Genomic DNA, 24,907 nt, shown 5'->3' on the forward strand with positions numbered 1-24,907 from the left:
ACATTGGAGGTATCCCATGCCCTACCAACGCATTGTTTTAGCGGTGGATTTAACGGATGAAAGTATTAAAGTTGCCAACAAGGCCGCGGCAATGTGCAAGGCCTTTGAAGGCCAGCTCACCATTATCCACGTTATCGAATCTCTTAACTACGCCTACGGCGGCGATGTGCCGATCGATGTAAGCGATATCCAAGAACAACTTCAAACCACTGCCACGAAACACATGGCCGCATTGGTTGATCAACTTGATATCCCAGTGGAATCCACCATCGTGACCCAAGGCGGTATCGAAAGCGAAATTCACCGAGTAGCAGAAGAAATCAAAGCCGACCTAATCGTGGTCGGTAGCCACGGACGACACGGCTTAGCGCTATTACTAGGTTCAACCGCAAATGGCGTTTTGCACGGTGCACCATGCGACGTTCTAGCGGTGCGCGTTAAATCTAGTCACTAATTCTAGAATCACAAACAAAAGGGAGGCTAAGCCTCCCTTTTTAATGCCGAATTAACTTAGATTAACCGCGTGTCCAAGTAGTGCCTTCACGGGTATCCAGCAAAGTAATGCCCTGTTCCAGCAACAGATCACGAATTTCATCACTGCGCGCAAAGTTCTTATCTTTACGAGCTTGAGCGCGCTCAGCAATATAACCTTCGATCTCTTCAGCCGATAAACCTTCGTTTAGCGTACTGTTTTGCATAAAGTATTCCGGATCTTGCGCTAACAAACCAAGAATGTCCGCCAAGGCTTTCAGCTCTGCCGCTAGGGTTGCCGCTTGATCACTGCCGTCAGCACGGGCTTTATTTAGCTCACGCACTAGCTCAAACAGAACAGACAGCGCCACCGGCGTATTGAAGTCATCACGCATCGCATCTTCAAAACGAGTGGTGTAATCCGTTGCCACAAAGCTTTCTGCAATCGCTTGACCACGAAGCGCAGTATACAAACGCTCAAGCGCTGTTTTGGCTTCTTTCAAGCTAGCATCAGAGTAGTCAATGCCACTACGGTACTGACTTGATACCATCAAGTAACGCACGACTTCTGGATTGAACTTCTCTAGCACTTCACGAATGGTGAAGAAGTTGCCCAAGGACTTAGACATCTTCTCGTTGTTCACGCGTACCGCGCCACAGTGCATCCAGTAGTTTACATACTGCTCACCGGTTGCTGCTTCCGATTGGGCAATTTCGTTCTCATGGTGCGGGAATTTAAGGTCTGGACCGCCACCGTGAATATCGAAGTGATTGCCAAGACAGTGCGTCGACATCGCAGAACACTCAATGTGCCAACCAGGACGACCTTTACCCCATGGAGACTCCCAAGACACCTCACCCGCTTTCGCTGGTTTCCACAACACGAAATCTGCTGGGTGCTCTTTGGACGCTTCCACTTCGATACGCGCACCGGCTAGCATTTCTTCCAGCTTACGGTTGTTTAACTTACCGTACTCTTCAAATTTGCTAGCACGGTAATACACATCACCGCTTTCACCTTGGTAAGCAAAGCCTTTGTCTACCAGTACTTGGATCATATCGATGATCTGCTGCATAAACTCAGTCGCTTTTGGCTCCAAGTCTGGAAGCTTGTTACCCAGCGCCACTTCGTCTTCATGCATGGCAGCAATCATACGCTCAGTCAACTGAGCTGGCGTCTCACCGTTTTCTTCTGCACGCTTGATGATCTTGTCATCTACGTCGGTGATGTTGCGCACGAACGTTAGATCGTAATCAAGATGACGCAAGAAGCGCGTGATGACGTCAAAGGAAATCATCGCGCGGGCGTGACCGATGTGGCAGTAGTCATAGACTGTGATGCCACATACGTACATTTTTACTTTACCTTCCTCGATCGGCTTGAATTCTTCTTTCTTGCCGGTCATGGTGTTAAAAACTTTTAACATGCTATGCCTTAGCCTTTCGCTTCGATTTTCGCCCAAGAATCACGTAGTGTCACAGTACGGTTAAACACCATGCCGTCTGCTTTAAGGTCGCGACAGAAGTAACCTTCACGCTCAAATTGGAAACCTACGCCTGGCTCCGCTTGCGCTAGAGATGGCTCAAGTTTCGCATTTTCCGCAATTGACATAGATTCTGGGTTAATGAAATCTAGGAATGTTTTGCCTTCGTGTTTCGCATCAGGCGCTTCGTCATTAAATAGACGATCGTATAGACGAACTTTTGCGTCTACCGCGTGCTTAGCACTTACCCAGTGAATCACACCATTTGGCTTGTAACCTTCTGGGTTTACGCCTAGCGTGTTTTCGTCGTAAGTACATAGCAGTTCAACCACGTTACCGGCTTCATCACGAATCACTTCATTACAAGTAATCACGTAGCCACCACGTAGACGAACGGCAGCATTTAGACTTAGACGCTTCCATTTACGCGGTGCAACTTCTTCAAAGTCAGCCGCATCAATGAAAAGCTCTTTGCTAAATGGCACTTCACGCGTACCGGATTCTTCGTTTTTCGGGTGATTACCAAGCGTGAAGATTTCTTCTTTATCTTCTGGGTAGTTGGTTAGCGTCACCTTGATTGGGTTTAGCACCGCCATCGCACGGTTAGCATTCGCATCTAAGTCTTCACGAATAGCGTGTTCTAGCATGCCTACGTCAACAATACTGTCAGACTTAGTCACACCGATACGTTCACAGAAGTTACGGATCGACGCTGGTGTAAAACCACGGCGACGCATACCTGAAATCGTTGGCATGCGTGGGTCATCCCAAGCTTCCACATGACCTTCGTCTACTAGCTGTTTCAGCTTACGCTTACTTGTCACTGTGTAGTTAAGGTTCAAACGAGCAAATTCGATTTGCTGCGGGTGGAATGTATCCAGTGTTTCCAATGTCCAGTCGTAAAGCGGACGGTGATCTTGGAATTCAAGGGTACAAATAGAGTGCGTAATGCCTTCTAGCGCATCCGATAGACAGTGTGTGAAGTCATACATTGGGTAAACGCACCATTTATCACCTGTTTGGTGGTGATGAACGTGACGAATACGGTAGATGATTGGATCGCGCATATTGATGTTAGGGCTAGCCATATCAATTTTTGCACGTAGCACTTTTTCACCGTCTGCGTATTTACCATCACGCATGTCCATGAACAACGCCAAGTTTTCTTCTGGCGTACGATCACGGAAGGGGCTGTTCATACCAGGCTCTTTTAGAGTGCCTCGGTATTCACGCATTTGTTCAGCGTTCAGTTCACAAACGTATGCTTTGCCAGCTTTAATCAACTCACAAGCAAAATCAAACAATTGATCGAAGTAGTCAGAAGCGTACTTAGGCTCATCCGCCCAGTTAAAACCTAGCCATTCCACATCACGTTTGATGGATTCAATGTACTCAACGCTTTCTTTTTCAGGGTTGGTATCGTCGAAGCGTAAATTACATTGGCCCTGGTAGCGCTGTGCAATGCCGAAGTTTAGGCAGATAGATTTAGCATGGCCGATGTGAAGATAACCGTTTGGCTCAGGCGGAAAGCGAGTTAGTACCTTGCCGCCATGTTTGCCAGTTTCGTTATCTTTATCAATAATTTGGGTGATGAAATTCCCAGTTTTAGACGCTTCTGACATGTTATGTTCGAATCCCGATTGGTGTTCATGTAACGATTAGAAAAATTAGCGCATGAGTATATCTGATTTTCTTTGTCTATGGGTACGCTCAAAAGCGATTTCTAGGCACCAACAAACAATTTCATTAAGAAAAACACCAACACCCCCACGCAAATAGTAAGCAATTGACGCTTAAACACTAATCCCACCACCAATGAGGTCAAGGCGCCAACAAACCATGGATTCATTAAGCTTAATGCCAGCCCGTCACCGTTGGTCAGCGACATGGGTGCGATAATGGCAGTCAGTACTGAAATCGGCACAAATTTAAGGGCTTTATCTAGCCATTCGGGAATTTCCGCTTTATGGGCACTGGCGAACAACACCACGCGAATCCCGTAGGTCACCACAAACATCCCCGCAATAATTATGATGAGTTCTAGACTAGACATTGGCCGCCCCTCCTTTGTAATTAGCGCCGGAAAGTCGATCCAAGAAATAACCGGTCAGCACCGCTAACAAGGTAGCCATAATCAGTCCAAGATGATTAGGCATCTCTCTAAGAACAACCGAGGCCACAAGCGCCACGACAAACGCCCCCCAATAGGGAACGCTTTTAAGGTAAGGCGTAACAATCCCAATAAAGGTCGCCACCATGGCAAACTCTAAGCCCCATTCACTGATACCTGGAATAAACTCCCCCGCCAACGCACCCAGAATGGTGGTGACATTCCACATCAGATAAAAACTTAAAAAAGAACCGATATACACTTGATGGCCATTGGTCGTATCAGCCGACCCCATGTCGTACATAGGGCGCACCGCCGCATAGGTTTCATCAATCAGACCAAAACCCATTAATAAGCGCAGCTTCAAAGGCAAATGCTTTACAAAGCGCAACATGTCCGCGGCATACAAGATATGACGCAAATTCACCACAAAGGTCGTCAATACAATCACCCACAGCGGCGCGTCAGCAGCAATTAAACCAAGCGCCACAAATTGCGCCGAGCCAGCAAAGACAATGCTCGACATAGCGATCGCAAACCAGATACTGAGATCATTAGCCGCGGCTAGCGAACCAAATAGCAAGCCAAAGGGGATACCGCCAATAATCATGGGGATAGAAGCCAAAGCACCCCGTTGAGCGTTTTGATAGGCGTTCATGCTAGGCTCCTAAGGTCTTTATCATGCGAATATTGGCGCGCGGTACACTGTATTGCGCACTAGAAGGATCCACCACAAAGCCAAGCTTACGATACAGCCCCAATGCAGGGATTAATGAAGTATGCGATTCAAGCATCAAGGTTGTCGCATTCAGCGCTTCGGCTTCATTAATAGCGTCTAGCAACAAGCTCTCGCCCAAGCCTAAACGTTGAAATTGATCACTGACTGCCAGTTTTCCTAGCTCCATCACTCCCTGATCACTCGGCATAATGAAATATGCGCCAACCACTTGATTCTTCAGCACAGCAATTTTGACTTTACCGCCTTTCGCCAAAATCTGAGTCTTAGGGGCATTTAGCAATAGATGGTCTTTCTCGTAGATATCATCGACAAAGAAACGCTCCAACCAAGCCATATTCAAAGCTTTAAAGGCAGCAAAATCTTCACTAGATTGGCAATCCCGAATTGCTAGCATTTCGGGATGCAGTCGAAGAATGACGCGCTGAGCGTAAGGACCATTCAGCAAGTTACTTTCCAAGCCTTCCAGTTGCTGCAAAAACGATCCTGACACGCAATTAAGATAGAACTCCAATTCACTACCAATTGCCGCCAATACGGGCTCGGCTTTACGCATTTCCTGACGAGACAACTCTGATAAACAAATGGCCGAGCGGCGCTGATCATGCTCATCCTGAACCTTAAGCAGCAAGCCTTCCTTGAGCATTTTAGTCACTTGCTTACTGACTGCGGGGTGAGACAAGCCTAGACGCTCCGACATTTGCACCACCGACAGGGACTCTTCCTGTTGCAGTAAACGCAAAATCGGAAAGTAAGTGGAGGAAATCATCAGCGATTCTTTGCTGTAAACCGCTTGAACTTCACTGTAGAGAAAATCACTCAGACGCTTTAAACGACTACCTAGTGACAAAATGCCAAATTGCTCCATGAGCAACACCTCAATTAAATCTATATGTAACTGGTTACGCAGTTTATATGCGTAACCAGTTACGCACAAGCCATTTATCGTCCATCAATTAAGGCAATTACCTATTAAGACTGGCTACTCAAAGGCTATTTGCTATAATTCGCGCCCTTGAAACGAAGGGGAAACATTCCATGTCAAACAAAGCCGTTGTGGTCTATTCAGGAGGAATGGATTCTTACACAGTGCTACACACAGCACTGGCCGAAGGAAAAGAGGTTTACGCACTGTCGTTTAACTACGGTCAGCGCCACAGCAAAGAATTAGATGTGGCGGCCGAGGTGTGTGCGAAACACGGCATTTCTCACAAGATCGTCGATATTTCTGCAATTAACAGCCTGATGGCGGGGTCATCTCTGACCAGCGATATCGAGATCCCAGAAGGCCACTATGCCGAAGACAGTATGAAAAATACCGTCGTGCCGAACCGCAATATGGTGCTGTTATCCATGGCCATTGCTTATGCGGTATCACTCGAAGCGCCAGAAGTGTATTACGGCGCCCATTCAGGTGATCATCATATTTACCCTGACTGCCGCCCTGAGTTTGTGCACGCCATGAACGCCGTATCGAAAATTGCTAACTACGAGCCGGTTGAAATCGTTACGCCATTTTTAAACAGCACTAAAGGCGAGATTTTAGCTGCCGGTTTAGCCATGAACTTGGACTACGCCGATACTTGGACTTGCTACAACGGTCGCGAAAAAGCCTGTGGCAAATGTGGTGCTTGTAATGAACGTTTAGAAGCCTTTACAGAACAAGGCGTGACAGACCCATTAACTTACGAAGCTTAATTATTAACTAAGATTCTTGCTTAACCCGATTTAGCCTTTGCCAAGCAATTCGCTAATGACTGTTATCACTATCAGCCCCGACTGTTTTCGGGTGATTGAAGGAATAACCATGTATTCGATTAAAGAAGCGTTCTATTCCCTACAGGGAGAAGGCGCTCACGCCGGTCGTCCTGCGATTTTTTGCCGTTTTACTGGCTGCAATCTATGGACTGGCAAAGAGAAACACCGCGCCAGCGCCCAATGTCAGTTCTGCGATACCGACTTTATCGGTACCGACGGACAAAATGGTGGCAAGTTTGACCGAGCAGAAGCCTTGATCGCACACCTAGATACTTTATGGCCAGAAGACATGGGGCATAAATATCTGATTTTCACTGGCGGTGAACCTGCGTTACAGCTCGACGATGAACTCATTGTTGCCGCGAAAGCGTCTCACTACACCTTAGCCATCGAAACCAACGGCACCCTTCCCCTTCCCGATGGTATTGATTGGATCTGCGTGAGCCCTAAGACGGCTGATCCACTGGTCGTGAACCGCGGCAGTGAGCTAAAACTGGTCTTTCCGCAGGAACATTTACCCCCTAATTTGTTCACAGACCTTGAATTCGAGCACTTTTACCTCCAACCAATGGATCAAGGCGCTCTTCCAGAAGGTCGTGAGCGCATTGATGACGCTCAAGCACAGACGATTCGTTACTGTTTGCAACATCCACAGTGGCGTCTGAGTCTACAAACACATAAAATGCTTGGCATTGATTGATTTATTACACCTAACTATTTAAAGGAAAAGTTACATGATCGTTTTCCATACGAATTTTGGCGATATCACTATCGAACTTAACTACGAGAAAGCGCCAAAAACGGCTAAAAACTTCGAAGAATATGTAACATCAGGCTTTTACAACGGCGTGATCTTCCACCGTGTCATCAACGGTTTCATGATTCAAGGTGGCGGTTTTGAGCCAGGCATGAAACAAAAAGACACACGCGCACCAATCGAAAACGAAGCTGACAACGGTCTAGAAAACGTAGCAGGCTCTCTAGCAATGGCTCGTACGATGGACCCACACTCTGCTTCAGCTCAGTTCTTCATCAACGTGTCTGACAACAGCTTCCTAAACCACCGCAGCAAAACTCCAGACGGTTGGGGTTACGCAGTATTCGGTAAAGTAACGGCTGGCATGGACGTTGTGAACAAGATCAAAGAAGTACAGACAACGATCAAAGCAGGCCACCAAGACGTTCCTGCTGAAGACGTAATCATCGAGTCAGCTGAGCTAATCAAAGAATAAGCGCATGCTTCGATACTTCATCTCAGATTTACATTTGAGTGACAAACGCCTGGATTTAATCCAGGCGTTTGTGCATTTAACCGATGAAATTTGCCAAAACACTGAAACCACAGAGCTGTATATCCTCGGGGATTTTTTCGAAGCCTATATTGGCGACGATTTCCAACCTGAATGGATGAAGGCCCTCGACCAGCAATTTGCCAAGTTACATCAGCATCAGATCACTAGCTACTTTATCGCCGGTAATCGTGATTTCCTTGTCGGTAAAGAATGGTTTAAGCGCAATCATGTAATCGAGCTTAACGATCAATCTCTACTGGGAACTAGTAAGCAGAAGATTATACTGACCCATGGCGATGAGTTTTGTGTTGATGACCAAGCTTATCAAGCGTTTCGCGCTATGGTGCGTCAGCCAGCATGGCAACAGCAAGTACTAAGCATGCCATTAGAGCAGCGTTTAGCCTTGGCCCAAAAGCTACGGGACGACTCTAAAAGCATGTCTGCTGATAAGGATATGGCCATTATGGATGTGAATATCGGTGCGATTAATGAATCCTTGCCATTGGATACGGATTTATTGATTCATGGTCATACCCATCGTCCGGCACTACATCAAGACGAAAATATAACACGTCTCGTGCTTGGCGATTGGGACCAATGTATTTGGTACGCTGTGATGACAGCGGATAGCATTAGCCAATACCAAATCGCAACACCGGCTTATCTTGAAAACACAGTAGAGATCAAAGACTGGCAAAAGGTCCATTGCCTAGCATTGGCCTAAAAACAAAAAAGAGCAGTTAAACTGCTCTTTTTTTATAAATGAAGTAGCTCTCTCACCCAATCCGTTTCAGCACGGTTTCTAGAGCGCTTGTACTCTAAATTGCGATCATGGAGGACGGCGATTGCACGAAAGAAGGCATTGTTAACCGTTACCGGACTTAACTCAACACCGTATTTAGACCACCAGTGTTGCTGTGCCTTACTTGTTAGCACTTGATATAAATAATCAAGCTCGACAGTCCCTTGATACACTTGCTCAAGATCGATACCTGGATCACTCTTGGCAATCTGCAATGTTAGCCAATAAGTCACATCTGGCAATAAATCGTTTGTTTGTGTGCCCATCTTAAGCCCTCCTCTTGTTAGAGCAGTTACTTCGAGATTAGCACATCAAAAACGTTTGTGAAGGGAATTCTTTACAAACGTTTGTTTTAATTAAGTAAACGATTGTTCTTAGAGAAGTTATTAGGCCGCTTTTGGTGGGCCGCTGTGCACACGAAATTCAACGTCTGGCTCGGTAATGAGCTGGCGTTCAACTTCGCGGAAAAACTGCACACGATCATCGATTGGTTCACCGGCATATTCTTCAGCCAGCGATAAATAATCTTCAAAATGACGTGCTTCAGATTTCAAAAGCGACTTATAGAACTTACCCACCTCATCATCTAGATGTGGGATCAATACCGCGAAACGCTCACAAGAACGCGCTTCAACAAAGGCACCGATAATAAGGGTATCAATCAGTTTCGCCGGTTCGTGGGTACGAATATGCTGACGCAAGCCGCTAGCATAGCGTGACGCCTCAAGATGACAGTATTCGATATCACGGTTTTTCATGATTTTAAGTACTTGCTCAAAATGCAACAACTCTTCACGAGCAAGCTGAGACATTTTATGCAGCAGATTTCCCCGATCTACATAGCGATACATCAGGTTCATCGCCGTGGATGCAGCCTTTTTCTCGCAGTGAGCGTGATCGATTAATAGTAAGCTTTCGTTTTCTAAAGCCCATTGAACCCACTCTTTTGGGGACTCACATGGCAAAAACTCTACCAACTCGGGATAATCAGTTAACATCAAGGCTACCTTTTCTCTGAAAAAAAACGGATTATACTCTGATTGAGCCGCATTATCAGCACAAGCAAAACATTGATTTGGATATCAATTCGGCAATGAATCAATATTACGATGTAACGAAACTAAGCATTGGACAGCAAGTTGGCGTGGAGGTTGATCCTTACGTACTTAACTATCCATTGAGCGACGATAGAAGTGTGTGGGTTGCCGACCAAGGCGGCCAGTCATTTGTGCTGCGTTTTTATCGCTCAGATCGCGGTGATGTGAACCAGTTTTTATCCATTGCACGCCGACATGCTAAGTTGAACCACCCTTCTATTACACGAAGTTACCCACCGTTTTACTCGAACTTATGGGTATTTTCGATTTACACCCTTTGTGGTGGTGAACGTTTATTTAGCTATCTTGGCAAATACCCTGATGGTGCTTCACTAAATATCGTACTGAGCATCTTTGATCCGATTGCTAAAGCTTTGGATCAAGTACATCAACATGGCTACATTCATGGTCATTTGGATTTAAGCAGCGTTCACATCGTAAACGGAGCCGGTGTGCTCACTGGATTTGGTACGCACAGCTGGCTAGATAAAATCACCGATCAAGACATGGATGGCCGTTTTATTCCACCGGAATACACAAAACGCCGCCCCAGCATGTCAGTGGCCTCTGATAACTATATGTTTATGCGCCTACTGGTCGCAGCATTAGTAGGAGAATCTTGGCTAGATAATGGTAAGGTTGACGCCTTGCCTCATCATCACGATCAACTTGATCAAGAGACTTGGAAGAAGATCAAACAATGGGCTCGTCCGACTGAGCGACATCGCCCCAAATCTCTTGTGGAAGTCATGCGCTTTCTGCGTGCTAATTTATTTATTAACAGCGCTAAAGCTAATGTTGAGCCACCACCGCCACCACCTAGAGTCAAACCATCAAAAACGGTTTATGCCGGCGCAGGCCTTGGATTGATTGCCGTTTCCACGATTGCAGCCACTCTTTTATGGCCTTCTGACCCAGAACAACCACCTCAAGCAGCTCGCACACCGGTTGCCAGTGTAGAAAGTCGCTTTGATGCTTTGCCACAGATTTTAGAGGAAGAGCTCAAAGACGGTGGTAAGGCACCTAAAGTTGAAAAGATCGCCCCGGCAAAATTTCAAATGGGTGATATCAATGGCTCAGGGGATGCAAATGAATCCCCCGTACATGAAGTAGACATCCCTACGGGGTTTTACTTTAGCAAAACAGAAGTTACCTTTGCTCAGTTTGACCGCTTTGCCAAAGCAACGGGGCGAGTACTACCGCCAGACAATGGTTGGGGGCGCGATAGTCGCCCTGTGATCAATATCAGTTGGTACGATGCCAAGGCTTATACTGCATGGCTATCTGAGCAAACGGGGGCGGAATATCGCCTACCCACAGAAATCGAATGGGAATATTCAGCTCGCGCGGGTTCAACTACCGCCTACTGGTATGGCAATGAAGTTAAGCCTGGTTACAGTGTTTGTGAAAGCTGTGGCAGCCAATGGGATGGTGTTTCAACCGCACCTGTCGGCTCTCAAGCCAGCAATCCGTTGGGCATATTCGACATGCACGGTAATGTCGCCGAATGGGTCGAGGATTGCTATCACGAGAATTATCAGGGTGCCCCCACTTCCAATCAGGTGTGGTTATCGGATCAATGCGATGGCCGTGTATTACGCGGCGGCTCTTGGTTTGATGTGCCCGCTGTAGGTCGAAGCGCTACGCGTTATAGGGCCGAGCCAACCTTACGCGCAAGCAACTGGGGCTTCCGTGTCGTACGTCTAGTATCACCGTAACTTTGTTATGCCTGCACAATAAATAAGCAGCATAAATACCCCCTATTATCCATTTAAATAGCTAACGGCACTCCAAAGTGCCGTTTTTTATATACAATGATTGCAGTGTTCAATTTGCCAGCGCCTCACTCTGCTTGCATGAGACTCATATGCAATCTGTGTAGTGGAGGCTTAAATAACATCGATTCACAAAATTGATGTCAAATGTAAGGGGAACAATGATGTTACAAGCGTACCGTAAACACGTCGAAGAGCGTGCCTCTCAGGGTATTCCAGCGACACCGTTAGATGCAGAGCAAACCGCTGCTCTTGTTGAACTGCTTAAAAACCCACCCTCCGGCGAAGAAGAATTTATTCTTGACCTACTAAAAAATCGCATCCCAGCAGGGGTAGACGAAGCGGCCTACGTTAAAGCTGGCTTCCTTGCTGCCATCACTAAAGGCGAAGTGTCTTCACCTCTGATTGACAAAAAACTTGCTACCGAACTACTCGGGACAATGCTGGGTGGTTACAACATCCAACCATTGATCGATTGTCTTGATGATGCCGAGGTTGCCCCTATCGCAGTGAAAGCACTGTCTCATACGCTGCTTATATTTGATGCCTTCCATGATATTGAAGAGAAATCAAAAGCCGGTAACGAGTTCGCTAAACAAATCATTCAGTCTTGGGCTGATGGCGAATGGTTTACGTCTAAGCCTAAGTTAGCTGATAAAATCACCGTTACCGTATTTAAAGTACCCGGAGAAACCAACACAGACGACCTATCGCCTGCGCCAGATGCCTGGTCTCGCCCGGACATCCCGCTGCACGCCAATGCCATGCTTAAGATGGCACGTGACGGCATTATACCGGATGTGGATGGCGAAGTTGGCCCTATTACTAAGATCAACGAACTCAAACAGAAAGGCTTCCCATTAGTGTATGTGGGCGACGTTGTCGGCACGGGCTCTAGCCGCAAGTCAGCAACCAACTCGGTACTTTGGCACATGGGGGAAGACATCCCATTTATCCCAAATAAACGTGCTGGCGGAGTCTGTATCGGCGGTAAAATCGCGCCAATCTTCTTCAACACCATGGAAGATGCAGGTGCCTTACCGATCGAGATGGATGTGGACGGCATTGAAATGGGCGATGTCATCGACATTTACCCTTACCAAGGCGTTATTAAAAAACACGGCAATGACGAGGTTATCACTAACTTCGCCCTAAAAACGCAAGTCGTCCTTGATGAAGTGCGTGCTGGTGGCCGCATTCCATTGATCATCGGTCGCGGCCTAACAAATAAAGCCCGCGAGTCCCTTGGTTTAGGTAACTCAGACCTATTCCTAAAAGCGGGCGACATAGCGGATTCTGGAAAAGGTTATACCCTAGCACAGAAAATGGTGGGCAAAGCTTGCGGTCTTGAAGGCGTTCGTCCTGGAGCCTACTGCGAGCCAAAAATGACCACCGTAGGTTCTCAAGATACCACCGGCCCAATGACCCGTGACGAACTGAAAGACCTTGCGTGCTTAGGCTTCAGTTCTGATTTAGTGATGCAGTCTTTCTGTCATACTGCGGCCTACCCTAAGCCAGTTGACGTTGTTACGCACCACACACTGCCGGATTTCATTATGAACCGAGGCGGTGTCTCACTACGCCCTGGTGACGGCATTATTCACTCTTGGCTAAACCGCATGCTGCTACCGGATACAGTCGGTACTGGCGGCGACTCTCACACACGCTTCCCATTGGGTATTTCTTTCCCTGCAGGTTCTGGTTTGGTGGCCTTCGCTGCGGCAACAGGTGTCATGCCATTGGATATGCCGGAATCGGTATTGGTGCGCTTTAAAGGGACTATGCAGCCTGGCATTACCTTACGTGACTTGGTGCACGCTATTCCGTATCAAGCCATCAAAGACGGACACTTAACGGTAGAGAAGAAGGGCAAGAAAAACGTCTTTTCTGGCCGCATTCTAGAAATCGAAGGTCTTGAACATCTTACCGCGGAACAAGCGTTTGAATTGTCTGATGCCTCCGCTGAACGTTCGGCTGCGGGTTGTACGATCAATTTATCGGAAGAGTCTGTCGCAGAATACCTAAAATCTAACATCGTTATGCTGCGCTGGATGATTGCAGAAGGTTACGGTGACCCTCGCACCTTAGAGCGTCGCGCCAAAGCCATGGAAGCTTGGTTAGCCAAGCCAAGCCTAATGCGTGCTGATGCAGATGCCGAATACGCGGCCATTATCGAAATCGATCTAGACAGCTTAAAAGAACCTGTGCTTTGTGCACCTAACGATCCAGATGACGCACGCCTGCTGTCAGAGGTTCAAGGCGCCAGCATTGATGAGGTCTTTATCGGTTCTTGTATGACCAACATCGGTCACTTCCGTGCTGCAGGTAAACTTCTAGAAGCCGCTGGCAAAGTGGTGCCTGGGCGCCTATGGATTGTTCCACCAACTAAGATGGATCAGCAACAACTTACTGCTGAAGGCTATTACAGCATTTTCGGTAAAGCAGGTGCACGGGTGGAGATGCCAGGATGTTCTTTGTGTATGGGTAATCAAGCCCGTGTGGCCGATAAAGCAACCGTTGTTTCGACCTCAACCCGCAACTTCCCTAACCGTCTAGGTAATGGTGCGGATGTTTATCTAGCCTCTGCTGAATTGGCGGCGGTCTCGTCTCTATTAGGAAGACTGCCTACGCCTGACGAGTACCTAGAGTACGCCAGCAAGATCGACAGCATGTCTGCTGAAGTTTATAACTACTTGAACTTCGATAAGATGGGGGAGTACGTGAAGAAAGCGTCTTCTGTGATCGCGACTGATGCGCCCGCGTAATGGCTTCAAATAGCTTTAAAAGCCGCTTAGGCAACTAAGCGGTTTTTTATTGCAGCACAGGCACAAAAAAGGGCGCTATCAGCGCCCTTCTCTATTTGTACCGATTTATCAATTAGATCGCATCACGACGCTCTAGTTCGTTAAATTCTTCCTGCTCTTCACGCTCTTCCAGAGATTCTACATCGCGTGCATCTGGATGATGTTTACGGCCTTCGTGTTTCGCTTTGTGTTTTAAAAGCTGCTTCTCCAACTTCTCAACCAGTGTATCCACCGCTGCGCCAAGCTGTTTGTCCGTAGTCACTGAAGCAAACAAGTCATGACCAGGGATATGCACTCGCGCTTCTAGGATTAACTCACTTTTGTTTTGGTGGTTTTCAGAATTAACAATCACTTTAATTGAAGTGATGTGACTGTTGATGTCAGCAAGCTGATCCATTCCCTCTTTAATCGTTGCCTGAACTTCTTCAGTAGTGTGAACATGGTGACCGCTGATATCTAATGTGTACATAATTTTTATTCCTTATTCCTATCCCCTTTGCTCAGGGACGTTTAGCGTTTCATTGTCACACTTAATAAACTAAGGCCGTCTGAAATGTTTTTCAACACCCTTTATGTAAAAAGGGTAAGAAATAATGACAAATAACAAGGCCGGCAAAATATCATTTAAGTTAAATAAATCAGTTAGTTAGAATTTTTTGACTGCTTTTTGATCAAAATTAATTTTTAATCACACCCTCTAAAAGTGACTATTAACCCCATTCATCAAGCCCTACAGGCACGTTTCACTCCAACTACAAAGAACATACAGAGGTCGGCTGGGAGTGTCAGTTTGATGACCTGACGCATAGCGATCAAAACTAAAGTACGACAAGCTAACTAACACAACTCATAAGCCTGCCTAAATTGCTTTTACATAAAGAAGATAACAATGATTCTCTTTAAGGTAGGGAAACGACAGCACAAAGATCTTTAGGGAAGTAATTTGGACAAACAAATATATGTCGTTTTTGTGTTTTATTTTTGGCGCTTTTAGATTAGCTTTAATTAATGTTTTTTTATAGACAAAAATAATATCTTATGAATTTTAATATTTTTTAAACAAAATTTTTGGTCGATTTCTGTACGCATGCTGTCGTTTTTTGAATATTTATTTACTAAAAGATTTCGGCCTATTTCTTTAGAGCACCAATCGCTAAAGATTTAAATTAAATCATTAATTTCAATGAGTTACGCAACAACCTCTAAGCAATTCGAAATATCTTATTAAGTAACCCCCCTCTTCAAAACGTAATTACGACATGCCAAACCTTCATCATAAAAATCACATTTAAATTAAAATTTCCTTAAATTGACGTTGTCGTGCACAATTTAGTCATGATATGTTGTTTACGAAATTGTTAACTACCTCAGTAAGAAATGAGGAAGTAACAAGAAGTCGCTGAATAGCAAATAAATGAAAGGAACAAATTTATGATCATGACTAAAAAATTTTTGACAGTAAGCGTACTAGCTGGCTTAGCTGGCCTATCTCAATCAGCTCTTGCATTCAACGTTGATGCTGGCGATGTACAAGCAAGTGTTTACGGTTACGCTCAACTAAATGCTGCTTACGACATTAACGAAAACATCGGCACATCTACACAAGCAGGTTCTTTTGCTGGTCTGACTGATTCTGACAACGTGGCTGAAGGTCACTTTGATGCTGATGCTCTACAATCACGCATTGGTATCTCTGCTCAACATAAAGATGGCGCAAAAGTAGTTGTTGAAGGTGACTTCCGTCCGGGCACTTTCCGTCTTCGCCACGCTTACGGCTCTTACGGCAACTGGCTTGTTGGTAAAACATGGTCTAACTACAACAGCTGGACTGGCTGGACACCAACTCTAGACTTCGACTCAACTGCAGGTAGCCCAGGTGTACAAGACCGTGTTGAACAGGTTCGTTACACTGACGGCGGCCTATCTTTCGCCCTAGAAAAAGACTACTGGCCAAACCTTAACAACGGTTCTGGTGACTGGAGCGCTGACACTAAAACAAGCCTACCAACATTCACAGCACGTTACGAAGGTTCTGCAGCGGATGGCGTGAACTTTGTTGTAGCTGGTTTGGGTCGTATGCTTTCACTTGATAACGGCACAACTGACGAAACAGCACTAGGCTTTGGTGCTTTCACTGGTGTTGATGTAAACCTAGGTGCAGTAACACTTCACGCAGTTGTTAACTACTCTGACGGTGCTAACTCTTACCTATACCGTTCTGGCCCTGACTTCACTGGTACAGACGCTTACCTAAACAACGGTGACCTAGAAACAATCTCTGCTTGGGGCGGCTCTATCGGTCTATCTACTAAGATCGGTGAAGGTGACTTCAACATCGTTTACGGTAAAGTGAAAATGGACCTAGACGACATGAACAACGATCTAGGCAACGTGGGTGGCAACAACGAGTCTAACTCTAACGCTTTTGTTAACTACATGTGGTACCCAGTTGACAACGTAATGATGGGCGTTGAAGTTGCTTACTTCAAGAGCGATTACTACAACGGCAGCGATGCTGACGCGACTCGCGTAATGTACTCAGCTCAATACAGCTTCTAATATTTAGTTCGATCTCAACGAATACCTCCTCCTCCCTCCCCTGGAGGGGGACATTCAAAATCGACCTTTCTTTGATATCGGGTACGTTGCTGTAGGCGTTACCCGATTTTTTTATGTCTTTATCTGCAAATAACTATCACATCACTAATGCCATTCTTTATCTTCTCGGCCTCTAATGATGCTTATTGGGACCAACCTTAAAAGCCTGCTAAAGCTATGTTTGAACATCTTTAAGACGCACCAAGACTCCCTAATATAACTTTGCCTGAAACGCTTTATTGCCCAACACCAAGTCTATTCAAGTAACCCATACACATGATTCACCATCATCGGTACTCAAATGCTTGATACAAAAAAGCCAGCTTCATACGAGGCTGGCTTTTAAGAAGCAATGATAGTGGCGCTTAGAAAGCGCTTAGAGCTTTCTTGAATGCAAGCAATCATCTTCAAGAATGCTATGCAGCTCTTGTTGCGGCTCGGCACCGTATTTAAAGGAATCAAATTTTAAGTAGGTATCGAATAGAAGCTTTGAGTAAGTCGACGAATCTTTCCCAACCTTAGAGTCGGCGGTACGCAAACAATTTATCATGGCTGTGGCATAGGGCTTGGTTGCTTCAAACATACGTAAATAGAAGTACACCCGATACACCATATCCATGATATAAATCTTGTAGCTAAACGACAGCTTATCGCATAACAAAATATCTCGAACGATTTTCGCCAGCGCCAACATGCTGCTTTTAGGGATATTGCCATTTTCACTGATCGGAGATGTCGACTCTAGCGCCACATTCTCTTGCTTGATTGGAATATGATCGACTGACTCAATCCAGTTACACAACACCGATACTATCTCTGAAATGACGTAATGATACTTGGTTGGCCATTTTGACTTATCGTCTACCAGCTTTTCATTAGGCGACAGATTCCTAATCATTCGATCCACAAAATAGGTGTAGTAATAAAGCCACATATTCCACTTCACATTTTGGTACAAGGCGCTGGACACCATCACATCGAAGAACCTGACACCGATAAAGAGTTCAGACTTCCACTTGCCTTCTTCGTGATAATCCCCCATTGGCTCATTGTAGGGATCGGCATATTTTTGAATGTAAAGTCGATCCAAATAAGCAATCACGCATTCGCCTACTGGCTTGTACACCGCATGCTCCCTCGCAACGGTGCAGTCTGCAAAAAGAAAGTGAACCAGCTTGTTTCTTGGTGGAAGCAGATAATTACAGCGGTTGGATAAGTTTTGATTGTTTCTTAGTTCACGATAGAGAATGCTATTTTTATTCTCCATCAAATGCTGAAAGAACAAATCGATAAACTCGTGATTCTCTTCAAAGCCTTCATTGATTAATCGAATGGCAAAATAAGGCCGCATCTCCGTGATGGAATGAACACTAACTTTGCTAGATAGCAGCTCATGGACGATTTCTTTAGAGGCTTCTGCCTGCCGTTCATAGCTTGGCAATATCGAACAAAGCAGACTAGCCAGCTTTTGATTCGAGGTTGTTGCAGGCTTTGAACGCCGCCTCTGCATTAAATCCTGCTCAGTGAACTGATTAAGGACAGCATTTAAATCGGTTTTAGGTTTGCTATAGGAGTCGAGCCGTTGTTTAAGATTGGATAGCAAGTAGTTAGCGTGATAAATGCGAGCCAGCTGGTTGATATTAGACTCGATCAAAGTAAACAGCTCATGGTATTTCCGTTCTCGTGACAACTCAAAAACGTATTCTTTGAAATCAAAAATGTTTGATCGAGAAAGTCTCTTAATTTTTAAACGTAGATATAGGACTAGAGCCCCTACCATCAGCACAACAAAAGACGCTTTGGATTCCGTTAACGCCCATTTTTCGAGGTTTAATTTAGGTATAAAAGCCAGCAATTCTAAGCTCTTATGATAATGTAAGTAGAGAATCAACATTCCCGAGAGCGTCAAAATAAGCCAGCCGAGCCTCCCGATTCTGATCAAGATTTCAAGCCGTCTAACCCTTGGTATTACTGCATAGACAGCCACAAACAACCCTGCCACTATCACCAAACTATTTAGATCCACGACTTACCTCTACTGGTAGACTTCGTATTACTAGATTTACCCTAGTTATCTATACATTAATAAAATTAAGAGCAGAACATTAATAGATTTTCCTTATCTTTAGTAATCCTTTATTACCAACTTTCAGCATACTAGATATTCATGCATTTACCATACAGAGCATCCCAGATGCCAACTTATAACGTACAGAATATGTGGATGTCCTACTATTAGCTCAAACCCAATTGCTGAGCTGGAACCTTATCCTCTGACTGCAAACAGTTAAACGTTAAAAAAAACTGGTCAAAACCGTAAGCCTGCTATTCTTAAGTCGTCAGACATTAAATTCTTGAGAGGCTAATATGACCATCGCAGAGGATTTCCATAACTATTACGAAAAGCTATTGTTTGAACACCTAGAAGCAAACGGACTATTGGATAGAGATCCTGACTATCTGGCAGATCTTTGTTGCATCACACTTAACCACTTGCCAACGAAATATGTGCGTCACGATGTCGATACGGCTTTTTTCCTAACTAGGGCAGAACGAGCCCGAATGGACATCAAGGTCAATAAAGCCCTACAGGACGCCATCGAATACCTAGATCAGGAAAATGCCAATAGTTAACGAGCACAACAACTAAAGCCTTGCAGCTTTGTAGGGCTTTAGCTAACGATTGGACTGTGTTATTAAGTGAATTTCGTATCTTCTGAAGTCAATGTGTAGGGATAGCATGAACGAAAATAAAGCAGCACTTACCGAAGTCGTGAACGTAGAAGAAAAAGATTGGTTTTTACAAGATCTAATTGAGATCGCCAACAGTGGCAAAATGAGCTTTGATATCACCCTTACTGTGGGCGGATTTCTGGTATCAGGCACCTTAATTGGCGGTAAAGAATACTTTGAGGGATTTGGCGAAGAGTTTTCTTTTGGTCTAAAAGGTGAAGCCGCTGAGAAAGTCAAAGCCGCCTTTGCCAAAAATGGTGAGGTCTACAACACCCCAGCTAGTAGCCCTTCTATGCTACCAAGCTATATTCATCTGAAAAACGCGCACTTCTTTCATACCTCTGGCTCACCTATTCCGGAGAATCGAGGCGTTTGGTGGCGCGGCCGTGTCTCTGAGGTATCAGGTTTCTCGTTAGGGGCTTTGATCGCTGACAATGACTAATTCAGTTATCATAGGGGAAGGCTCTCTTCCCCTCTTTAATGCGATCAAGTTACAAACTTAAGCAGGATGCTTAAGATCTGCTGTCTAAACGGCTTCAGCGTATTCAAAGCAGTCAGATTGAGAGCCCCCTAGATCATAAACCAACTGGCTCAAATCAGACTTAAGTGCATTTAAGATCTCATGCTTAGCCTGGTAAACACGCTCTGAGATAGACAAGCGCCAAGACATAGCCCCATTCCCTTGGTAATGAGCTGTGACACTCCATGGCAAGTTCAGTGCTGAATAGTCATCGCGATTTTGGCTTACTAATTGACTGAGCTGGCTGGCCCATAAAGGGTCGGCATCAAATGCAATAAATGGCAATGTCCAGTCAGGTTTAGACAGCGTTTTAGATGGGTCTTGGAACCCTAACACCACATCGTCGTAACCTACCACAGTCATTCGCTCAATTAAGCTCTCAAAGTGATTAAGAACTTGAGTCTGTAAATCGCTCATAACACCACCATCCAATAAATAACATTTACCCAACACTATAAGTGTGCATAACAATTGATGGGGTATTTTGCACCACTACGCGTATTCATAGTGCGTAAATACATTGATTATTAGTGTATTAAAATCTATCAAGTGAGCCCAACTGAAGACTGTATAAATAGACAAATATCGGCTCATCAGACATGGTCAAAGCGTCTCAGATAAGGAGTAGATTCCCCAAATTAAATCGTTTACACATCAAAAACCAACCCCAACAGAATGTCGCTAAAAGTAGTGGTAACTGTCGCTATCAGGATAGAGTTAAATACTTAACAAAGAACAAGATTTTTTATTAAATGTTTTTTTAATAAAAAAATTTGTCGCTTTTCACCAAGTCTGTCGTTTTTAATCCATTCATAAATCGCTGAAAAAAGCTTACTTTGCAATCTGTCCGATTGCAGGAAACACTTAAAAAATCATTAATATTCAGAATCTTAATAAAACATAATCTGTACTTATGGGAGCAAATTCGCACCCTAAGAATATAACGCCAATCACACTCCTCAAACCGCCTTAAACCTCATTATTTTAACCGCCTCCACCTTTTGGACACATTGTCGTGCATATTTTGCGCATGTTATGTTGTTTTACGAATTTGTTACATTACAAAAAAATAAAAAGTGAAAGCATTCAATAATTCATTAAAGACACATACACAAAAGGAACATAGGAATGATCAAAACCAAGAAGTTTTTGGCGCTAAGCGTTTTGTCTGGCATGGGTGCACTGGGATTATCCCAATCAGCTCTTGCATTCGATATCAACGCAGGTGATGTACAGGCCAGTGTATATGGCTTCGCTCAACTCAATACGGTTTACGATTTTAATGAAGACATCGGTGTTGCTACACAATCTGGTTCATTTGCAAAACTGACTGACTCCGACAATGTTGCCGAAGGTGTTTTCGATGCCGATCAGCAATCAGTGATTGGTATTACCGCAAACCACAAAGATGGTGTTAGTGTAAACGTTGAAGGCCATTTCCGTGGTGGCACCTTTAATATTCGTAAAGCCTACGGTACATATAAAAACTGGACGGTTGGTCGTACTTGGTCAAACTACAACAGCTGGACAGGCTGGACACCTACCGTCGACATCGACTCCTCTGCTGGTATTGCCGGTGTCCAAGATCGTATTGAGCAGGTCCGCTATACGGATGGCGGTTTATCTTTGGCACTGGAAAAAGATTACTTCCCAAATGTTAACGATGGCTCATCGGACTGGAGCGCAAACACCAAAACTAGCCTACCGGTTTTCACTGCACGCTACGAAGGCTCAGCAACGGATGATGTTAACTTTGTCGTTGCAGGTATGGGGCGCATGCTCTCACTTGATGATGGCATGACGAATGAAACGGCTATTGGCCTTGGTGCCTTTACTGGTGTGGATGTGAACATGGGCGTCGTAACACTGCATGCCGTTCTGAACTACTCTGATGGTGTAAATAGCTACCTATATCGCTCAGGTTCTGACTACACAGGTACGGATGCCTACCTACACAACGGTGACCTAGAAACCGTATCCGCCTGGGGCGGCTCAATCGGCCTATCTACTAAGATCGGTGAAGGCGACTTCAACATCGTTTACGGTAAAGTCAAAATGGACCTAGACGATATGAACAGCGACCTAGGCAATGTTGGTGGCAACCACGAGGCCAACTCTAACGCATTCGTGAACTACATCTGGTATCCAGTAGATAACGTCACTATGGGCGTTGAGCTTGGTTACTTCAAAAGCGATTACTACGATGGTAGCGATGCCGATGCAACACGCCTAATGTACACAGCTAAGTTCAGTTTCTAAAACAAAAGTCGTTTTTAGAATGAATACTTCCTTTCACTCCCCTAAAGGGAGATATTTTTAAAAATCGACTTTCTTTATAGACCGAGAATGCCGTCTCAAGCATTCTCGGTTTTTAGTTAGTATCAAGCCTTAATCTGCATATGTTCATCAAAATTCCATTTAATTAAATTAATCACTTTGTAGAGAGTCGTTTTAACGATTTGTATAAGCCAAAAAGCCGAAACTTGCGCAACATTTTAAGCGCCAAATTTTACACCTTCCTTACACATCCGGTGTATGCAGTTAGACTATAAACTGATAGAAATCAGCACAAATGACACACTGATTGAATAGCGCTACGAGAGCAGTAGAAAGCAGCCCTACCACAGCACGTAAGATATCCGTCAATTTGAAATATCTCCTCAATTTAGTCCCTTTCATGTATCGGTTCTCGCGTAAAATCCGCCAAATTTCTAGAGTTGATGAAATGTATCTAACTAAAAAAGAGTTCTTTGAAGCCATTCATATGGCTAGGCCATTACTGATCATTTTTATCTGTATTGCCCATATACCTGACATGAAAGGATACGCTTCTGCCTCAGACCAATGGTTCAATGTCGGCAGTTTGGTGCCGGTGTTTATTTTGGATTTCTTAGTGCGGGGAGCTGTGCCTATCTTGACCGCCGTGTCTGGCTATCTCGCCTATCACTCTTATCAGAAACGGACTTATGCAAAACTAGTCGGCGAAAAATCTATCCGTCTATTGTTGCCATTTGTCGTATGGAACTTTATTGCGATCTTTGTCTATTGGCTGGTGTTTTATCAATTTGGACATAGCATCGCTGGCATCTCGCGTATGGATAACGTTAATGCGTTTTTAACGTCGCTGTTGGGCTTACACTTGAATATGCCCATTAACGTTTCAACCTACTTTGTACGCGATCTATTTGTCATCATTTTGTTTATTCCATTAATCGACATTGTGACCCGCCATTGGAGCTTAACCGCTGTGACCTTGCTGTCGGTTGTGGCCGTACTATGGCAAGTACCTAGCATCGTGATCCATCTAGGCGAGTTCAAAGAAACGATTCTGTTTCGAGTGGACATGATTTTCTTTTTTACCTTAGGCTACTTTCTCTCTAGAAATAAAATACTGCCCAAGAATCCATCCGCTCAGTATGTTGTCTTATCGACAGGAATCATCGCAACCTTCGGTTTGCTAATCAGCATGTACTTGTCTTACTTTGAGCCATCAGCCGCTGTCTTCAACCGTTTAAGACTGTTTATGGGCTTGTTTTTTGTACTGATGATTCCGGCAATCTTCAAGCTATTATTATTGAGTAAAAAAATCAAAGTTGGCGCGCTTTTAAGCTTCTTATCACCTTACGCTTTCACGCTATTTCTATCTCATATCGTTGTCACCCAACTATTCCAGTATGTGTTCTGGCATATGCTTGGTTGGAAGGAAACAGAAAACGCACCTTTACTGCTGTTCTTAAGCTATATGATCAGCTATGTGGGCTTTCTGGTGCTCGCTGCGATCTTGATTCGCAATAGCTGGCTCTGGGCTCTGTCGATACCGACTAAGATTCAGCAAGTAGCTTTAAAAATCGGACAACCGAAGGCTTAAATCGGGACTCTTAAATCGAGACTTAGCGCGTATTCGATATTGATACAGTTACGCGCTAAGCCTTTTCCATGTTCTCACACGGGTATTATCGAGATTAACTTAAATCGGCAGCTCAGCTCTTGCGAGGCAAAACGGACAGAACCCGAACATAGAAGTCATGTAACTCATTCATATAATTTTGCAGGAACTGACGCGTTCTCTCATTGCTGACGTTGCCCTCTTCATCAATCAAGTTCTCCGTGTAATGTACATAGGCTTCAACATTGTTCATTAATGGCGAGTTGCAAAAGCACAGCACACTTCGTAATTGACTCTGCGCCACGGCAGTACCGATTGCCCCAGGCGATGTACCAATGACACCCGATGGCTTTTGAGCAAAAGCATTCTGCCCCCAAGGGCGGCTAGCCCAGTCAATGGCATTCTTTAAACCACCAGGGATGGAACGGTTGAATTCAGGCGTCACAAATAGAAGCGCATCGCAATCTGCGATGCTCTTTTTGAAGGCGCACGCGACCGGAGGAAAATCTGCATCATAATCCTGACTGTAAAGAGGCAGATCCTTGATCGGGATTTCGACCATCTCCATATCCGCTGGTGCTAGCAGCGTTAGCGCTTTAGCAAGCCGGCGATTGATTGAAGTGGATGACAAGCTTCCTACGAAATATCCCACTTTATAATTTGGCATTTGAAATCCCTCAAATTGTTTAAAAGATAACAGCCACTAAAGTGTAGGAGGCGACTCAGCACTCAGCAAACCAGTACTTTACATAGAAACACGATAAGCCGGATGCACTACGCAAATGAGCTGAGCATCACATAGTGTTTTTACTGTGACGGGCTTATCTGTTAGCCTCTTGCA

The 24,907-nt window shown here is 44.8% G+C and carries 23 protein-coding genes; 12 read left to right on the forward strand and 11 right to left on the reverse strand.

Features of this window, described 5'->3' with window-relative positions; genetic code table 11:
• Positions 1-16 precede the first annotated feature (16 nt).
• Positions 17-454, forward strand: coding sequence for a universal stress protein (locus ACOSVP_RS07010; RefSeq protein WP_487346782.1), 438 nt, complete (start codon positions 17-19; stop codon positions 452-454).
• A gap of 61 nt (positions 455-515) precedes the next feature.
• Here ACOSVP_RS07010 and cysS read toward each other — a convergent pair whose 3' ends face one another.
• From cysS to ACOSVP_RS07035, 5 genes are all read right to left on the reverse strand, one after another.
• Positions 516-1,898, reverse strand: coding sequence for a cysteine--tRNA ligase (cysS, locus tag ACOSVP_RS07015; RefSeq protein WP_487346783.1), 1,383 nt, complete (start codon positions 1,896-1,898; stop codon positions 516-518).
• A gap of 8 nt (positions 1,899-1,906) precedes the next feature.
• Positions 1,907-3,577, reverse strand: coding sequence for a glutamine--tRNA ligase/YqeY domain fusion protein (locus ACOSVP_RS07020; RefSeq protein WP_487346784.1), 1,671 nt, complete (start codon positions 3,575-3,577; stop codon positions 1,907-1,909).
• 101 nt (positions 3,578-3,678) lie between these two features.
• On the reverse strand, positions 3,679-4,008 hold the full coding sequence (locus tag ACOSVP_RS07025) for an AzlD domain-containing protein (protein WP_487346785.1): 330 nt from the start codon (positions 4,006-4,008) through the stop codon (positions 3,679-3,681).
• Positions 4,001-4,723: an AzlC family ABC transporter permease gene (locus ACOSVP_RS07030; RefSeq protein WP_487346786.1), complete on the reverse strand. Its 723-nt coding sequence runs from the start codon at positions 4,721-4,723 to the stop codon at positions 4,001-4,003. Before ACOSVP_RS07030 ends, ACOSVP_RS07025 begins: the two co-directional genes overlap by 8 nt.
• A 1-nt stretch (position 4,724) precedes the next feature.
• Entirely contained in the window at positions 4,725-5,669 is a 945-nt protein-coding gene (locus tag ACOSVP_RS07035; protein WP_487346787.1) for a GNAT family N-acetyltransferase, read from the reverse strand.
• Between the two features lie 170 nt (positions 5,670-5,839).
• Between ACOSVP_RS07035 and queC the strand changes: the two genes are divergently transcribed.
• The 4 genes from queC (at position 5,840) to ACOSVP_RS07055 (ending at position 8,575) form a co-directional block, all read left to right on the forward strand.
• On the forward strand, positions 5,840-6,499 hold the full coding sequence (queC, locus tag ACOSVP_RS07040) for a 7-cyano-7-deazaguanine synthase QueC (RefSeq protein ID WP_487346788.1): 660 nt from the start codon (positions 5,840-5,842) through the stop codon (positions 6,497-6,499).
• A gap of 109 nt (positions 6,500-6,608) precedes the next feature.
• Positions 6,609-7,259 carry a 7-carboxy-7-deazaguanine synthase gene (queE, locus tag ACOSVP_RS07045; protein ID WP_487346789.1) on the forward strand — a complete coding sequence of 217 codons (651 nt, stop codon included), beginning with the start codon at positions 6,609-6,611 and terminating at the stop codon, positions 7,257-7,259.
• 34 nt (positions 7,260-7,293) lie between these two features.
• Complete coding sequence (locus ACOSVP_RS07050; protein WP_487346790.1) at positions 7,294-7,791, forward strand: peptidylprolyl isomerase; 498 nt, start codon at positions 7,294-7,296, stop codon at positions 7,789-7,791.
• A gap of 4 nt (positions 7,792-7,795) precedes the next feature.
• Positions 7,796-8,575, forward strand: a complete 780-nt coding sequence (locus ACOSVP_RS07055; RefSeq protein ID WP_487346791.1) for a UDP-2,3-diacylglucosamine diphosphatase — start codon at positions 7,796-7,798, stop codon at positions 8,573-8,575.
• A gap of 32 nt (positions 8,576-8,607) precedes the next feature.
• Here ACOSVP_RS07055 and ACOSVP_RS07060 read toward each other — a convergent pair whose 3' ends face one another.
• Together ACOSVP_RS07060 and ACOSVP_RS07065 are read right to left on the reverse strand one after the other, a co-directional pair.
• On the reverse strand, positions 8,608-8,919 hold the full coding sequence (locus ACOSVP_RS07060) for a hypothetical protein (RefSeq protein WP_487346792.1): 312 nt from the start codon (positions 8,917-8,919) through the stop codon (positions 8,608-8,610).
• A 120-nt stretch (positions 8,920-9,039) separates the two neighbouring features.
• A complete protein-coding gene (locus ACOSVP_RS07065; protein WP_487346793.1) occupies positions 9,040-9,651 on the reverse strand; it encodes a MiaE family protein in 612 nt (203 codons plus the stop codon).
• A gap of 95 nt (positions 9,652-9,746) precedes the next feature.
• On the opposite strand from ACOSVP_RS07065, the gene ACOSVP_RS07070 reads away from it, so the two are divergent.
• Positions 9,747-11,468: an SUMF1/EgtB/PvdO family nonheme iron enzyme gene (locus tag ACOSVP_RS07070; protein ID WP_487346794.1), complete on the forward strand. Its 1,722-nt coding sequence runs from the start codon at positions 9,747-9,749 to the stop codon at positions 11,466-11,468.
• A 221-nt stretch (positions 11,469-11,689) separates the two neighbouring features.
• Positions 11,690-14,290 (forward strand): bifunctional aconitate hydratase 2/2-methylisocitrate dehydratase, encoded by a 2,601-nt coding sequence (gene acnB / locus ACOSVP_RS07075; protein WP_487347093.1) that lies wholly within the window; start codon positions 11,690-11,692, stop codon positions 14,288-14,290.
• A 112-nt stretch (positions 14,291-14,402) separates the two neighbouring features.
• On the opposite strand, the gene hpf is transcribed toward acnB, so the two are convergent.
• Positions 14,403-14,798: a ribosome hibernation-promoting factor, HPF/YfiA family gene (gene hpf, locus ACOSVP_RS07080; RefSeq protein ID WP_487346795.1), complete on the reverse strand. Its 396-nt coding sequence runs from the start codon at positions 14,796-14,798 to the stop codon at positions 14,403-14,405.
• A gap of 968 nt (positions 14,799-15,766) precedes the next feature.
• Here hpf and ACOSVP_RS07085 point away from each other — a divergent pair.
• Positions 15,767-16,888 carry a DcaP family trimeric outer membrane transporter gene (locus ACOSVP_RS07085; protein ID WP_487346796.1) on the forward strand — a complete coding sequence of 374 codons (1,122 nt, stop codon included), beginning with the start codon at positions 15,767-15,769 and terminating at the stop codon, positions 16,886-16,888.
• Between the two features lie 415 nt (positions 16,889-17,303).
• Here ACOSVP_RS07085 and ACOSVP_RS07090 read toward each other — a convergent pair whose 3' ends face one another.
• Positions 17,304-18,953 carry a hypothetical protein gene (locus ACOSVP_RS07090; RefSeq protein ID WP_487346797.1) on the reverse strand — a complete coding sequence of 550 codons (1,650 nt, stop codon included), beginning with the start codon at positions 18,951-18,953 and terminating at the stop codon, positions 17,304-17,306.
• Positions 18,954-19,294: 341 nt separating this feature from the next.
• Between ACOSVP_RS07090 and ACOSVP_RS07095 the strand changes: the two genes are divergently transcribed.
• The gene (locus ACOSVP_RS07095) at positions 19,295-19,561 is read left to right on the forward strand and encodes a late competence development ComFB family protein (protein WP_487346798.1); all 267 of its coding nucleotides are present in this window, start codon (positions 19,295-19,297) and stop codon (positions 19,559-19,561) included.
• Positions 19,562-19,667: 106 nt separating this feature from the next.
• Entirely contained in the window at positions 19,668-20,102 is a 435-nt protein-coding gene (gvpU, locus tag ACOSVP_RS07100; protein ID WP_487346799.1) for a gas vesicle accessory protein GvpU, read from the forward strand.
• A gap of 84 nt (positions 20,103-20,186) precedes the next feature.
• Here gvpU and ACOSVP_RS07105 read toward each other — a convergent pair whose 3' ends face one another.
• A complete protein-coding gene (locus ACOSVP_RS07105; protein ID WP_487346800.1) occupies positions 20,187-20,597 on the reverse strand; it encodes a hypothetical protein in 411 nt (136 codons plus the stop codon).
• 711 nt (positions 20,598-21,308) lie between these two features.
• Here ACOSVP_RS07105 and ACOSVP_RS07110 point away from each other — a divergent pair.
• Both ACOSVP_RS07110 and ACOSVP_RS07115 read left to right on the forward strand, forming a co-directional pair.
• On the forward strand, positions 21,309-22,439 hold the full coding sequence (locus ACOSVP_RS07110) for a hypothetical protein (RefSeq protein WP_487346801.1): 1,131 nt from the start codon (positions 21,309-21,311) through the stop codon (positions 22,437-22,439).
• A gap of 466 nt (positions 22,440-22,905) precedes the next feature.
• Positions 22,906-24,048, forward strand: a complete 1,143-nt coding sequence (locus ACOSVP_RS07115) for an acyltransferase family protein (RefSeq protein WP_487346802.1) — start codon at positions 22,906-22,908, stop codon at positions 24,046-24,048.
• A gap of 112 nt (positions 24,049-24,160) precedes the next feature.
• On the opposite strand, the gene ACOSVP_RS07120 is transcribed toward ACOSVP_RS07115, so the two are convergent.
• Positions 24,161-24,733, reverse strand: a complete 573-nt coding sequence (locus tag ACOSVP_RS07120) for an NADPH-dependent FMN reductase (protein ID WP_487346803.1) — start codon at positions 24,731-24,733, stop codon at positions 24,161-24,163.
• Between the last annotated feature and the right edge of the window lie 174 nt (positions 24,734-24,907).

The organism is Marinomonas sp. HM11-D, assembly GCF_057626615.1.

Bases quoted from the DNA above. Each gene is read 5' to 3' on its own strand.
- ACOSVP_RS07010 (WP_487346782.1), top strand. From the start codon at position 17: ATGCCCTACCAACGCATTGTTTTAGCGGTGGATTTAACGGATGAAAGT.
- acnB (WP_487347093.1), top strand. From the start codon at position 11,690: ATGTTACAAGCGTACCGTAAACACGTCGAAGAGCGTGCCTCTCAGGGT.
- gvpU (WP_487346799.1), top strand. From the start codon at position 19,668: ATGAACGAAAATAAAGCAGCACTTACCGAAGTCGTGAACGTAGAAGAA.
- ACOSVP_RS07070 (WP_487346794.1), top strand. From the start codon at position 9,747: ATGAATCAATATTACGATGTAACGAAACTAAGCATTGGACAGCAAGTT.
- ACOSVP_RS07110 (WP_487346801.1), top strand. From the start codon at position 21,309: ATGATCAAAACCAAGAAGTTTTTGGCGCTAAGCGTTTTGTCTGGCATG.
- ACOSVP_RS07105 (WP_487346800.1), bottom strand. From the start codon at position 20,597: ATGAGCGATTTACAGACTCAAGTTCTTAATCACTTTGAGAGCTTAATT.
- ACOSVP_RS07120 (WP_487346803.1), bottom strand. From the start codon at position 24,733: ATGCCAAATTATAAAGTGGGATATTTCGTAGGAAGCTTGTCATCCACT.
- ACOSVP_RS07050 (WP_487346790.1), top strand. From the start codon at position 7,294: ATGATCGTTTTCCATACGAATTTTGGCGATATCACTATCGAACTTAAC.
- cysS (WP_487346783.1), bottom strand. From the start codon at position 1,898: ATGTTAAAAGTTTTTAACACCATGACCGGCAAGAAAGAAGAATTCAAG.
- ACOSVP_RS07035 (WP_487346787.1), bottom strand. From the start codon at position 5,669: ATGGAGCAATTTGGCATTTTGTCACTAGGTAGTCGTTTAAAGCGTCTG.
- ACOSVP_RS07095 (WP_487346798.1), top strand. From the start codon at position 19,295: ATGACCATCGCAGAGGATTTCCATAACTATTACGAAAAGCTATTGTTT.
- ACOSVP_RS07060 (WP_487346792.1), bottom strand. From the start codon at position 8,919: ATGGGCACACAAACAAACGATTTATTGCCAGATGTGACTTATTGGCTA.
- ACOSVP_RS07085 (WP_487346796.1), top strand. From the start codon at position 15,767: ATGACTAAAAAATTTTTGACAGTAAGCGTACTAGCTGGCTTAGCTGGC.
- queE (WP_487346789.1), top strand. From the start codon at position 6,609: ATGTATTCGATTAAAGAAGCGTTCTATTCCCTACAGGGAGAAGGCGCT.
- ACOSVP_RS07115 (WP_487346802.1), top strand. From the start codon at position 22,906: ATGTATCTAACTAAAAAAGAGTTCTTTGAAGCCATTCATATGGCTAGG.
- queC (WP_487346788.1), top strand. From the start codon at position 5,840: ATGTCAAACAAAGCCGTTGTGGTCTATTCAGGAGGAATGGATTCTTAC.
- ACOSVP_RS07025 (WP_487346785.1), bottom strand. From the start codon at position 4,008: ATGTCTAGTCTAGAACTCATCATAATTATTGCGGGGATGTTTGTGGTG.
- ACOSVP_RS07020 (WP_487346784.1), bottom strand. From the start codon at position 3,577: ATGTCAGAAGCGTCTAAAACTGGGAATTTCATCACCCAAATTATTGAT.
- ACOSVP_RS07055 (WP_487346791.1), top strand. From the start codon at position 7,796: ATGCTTCGATACTTCATCTCAGATTTACATTTGAGTGACAAACGCCTG.
- hpf (WP_487346795.1), bottom strand. From the start codon at position 14,798: ATGTACACATTAGATATCAGCGGTCACCATGTTCACACTACTGAAGAA.
- ACOSVP_RS07065 (WP_487346793.1), bottom strand. From the start codon at position 9,651: ATGTTAACTGATTATCCCGAGTTGGTAGAGTTTTTGCCATGTGAGTCC.
- ACOSVP_RS07030 (WP_487346786.1), bottom strand. From the start codon at position 4,723: ATGAACGCCTATCAAAACGCTCAACGGGGTGCTTTGGCTTCTATCCCC.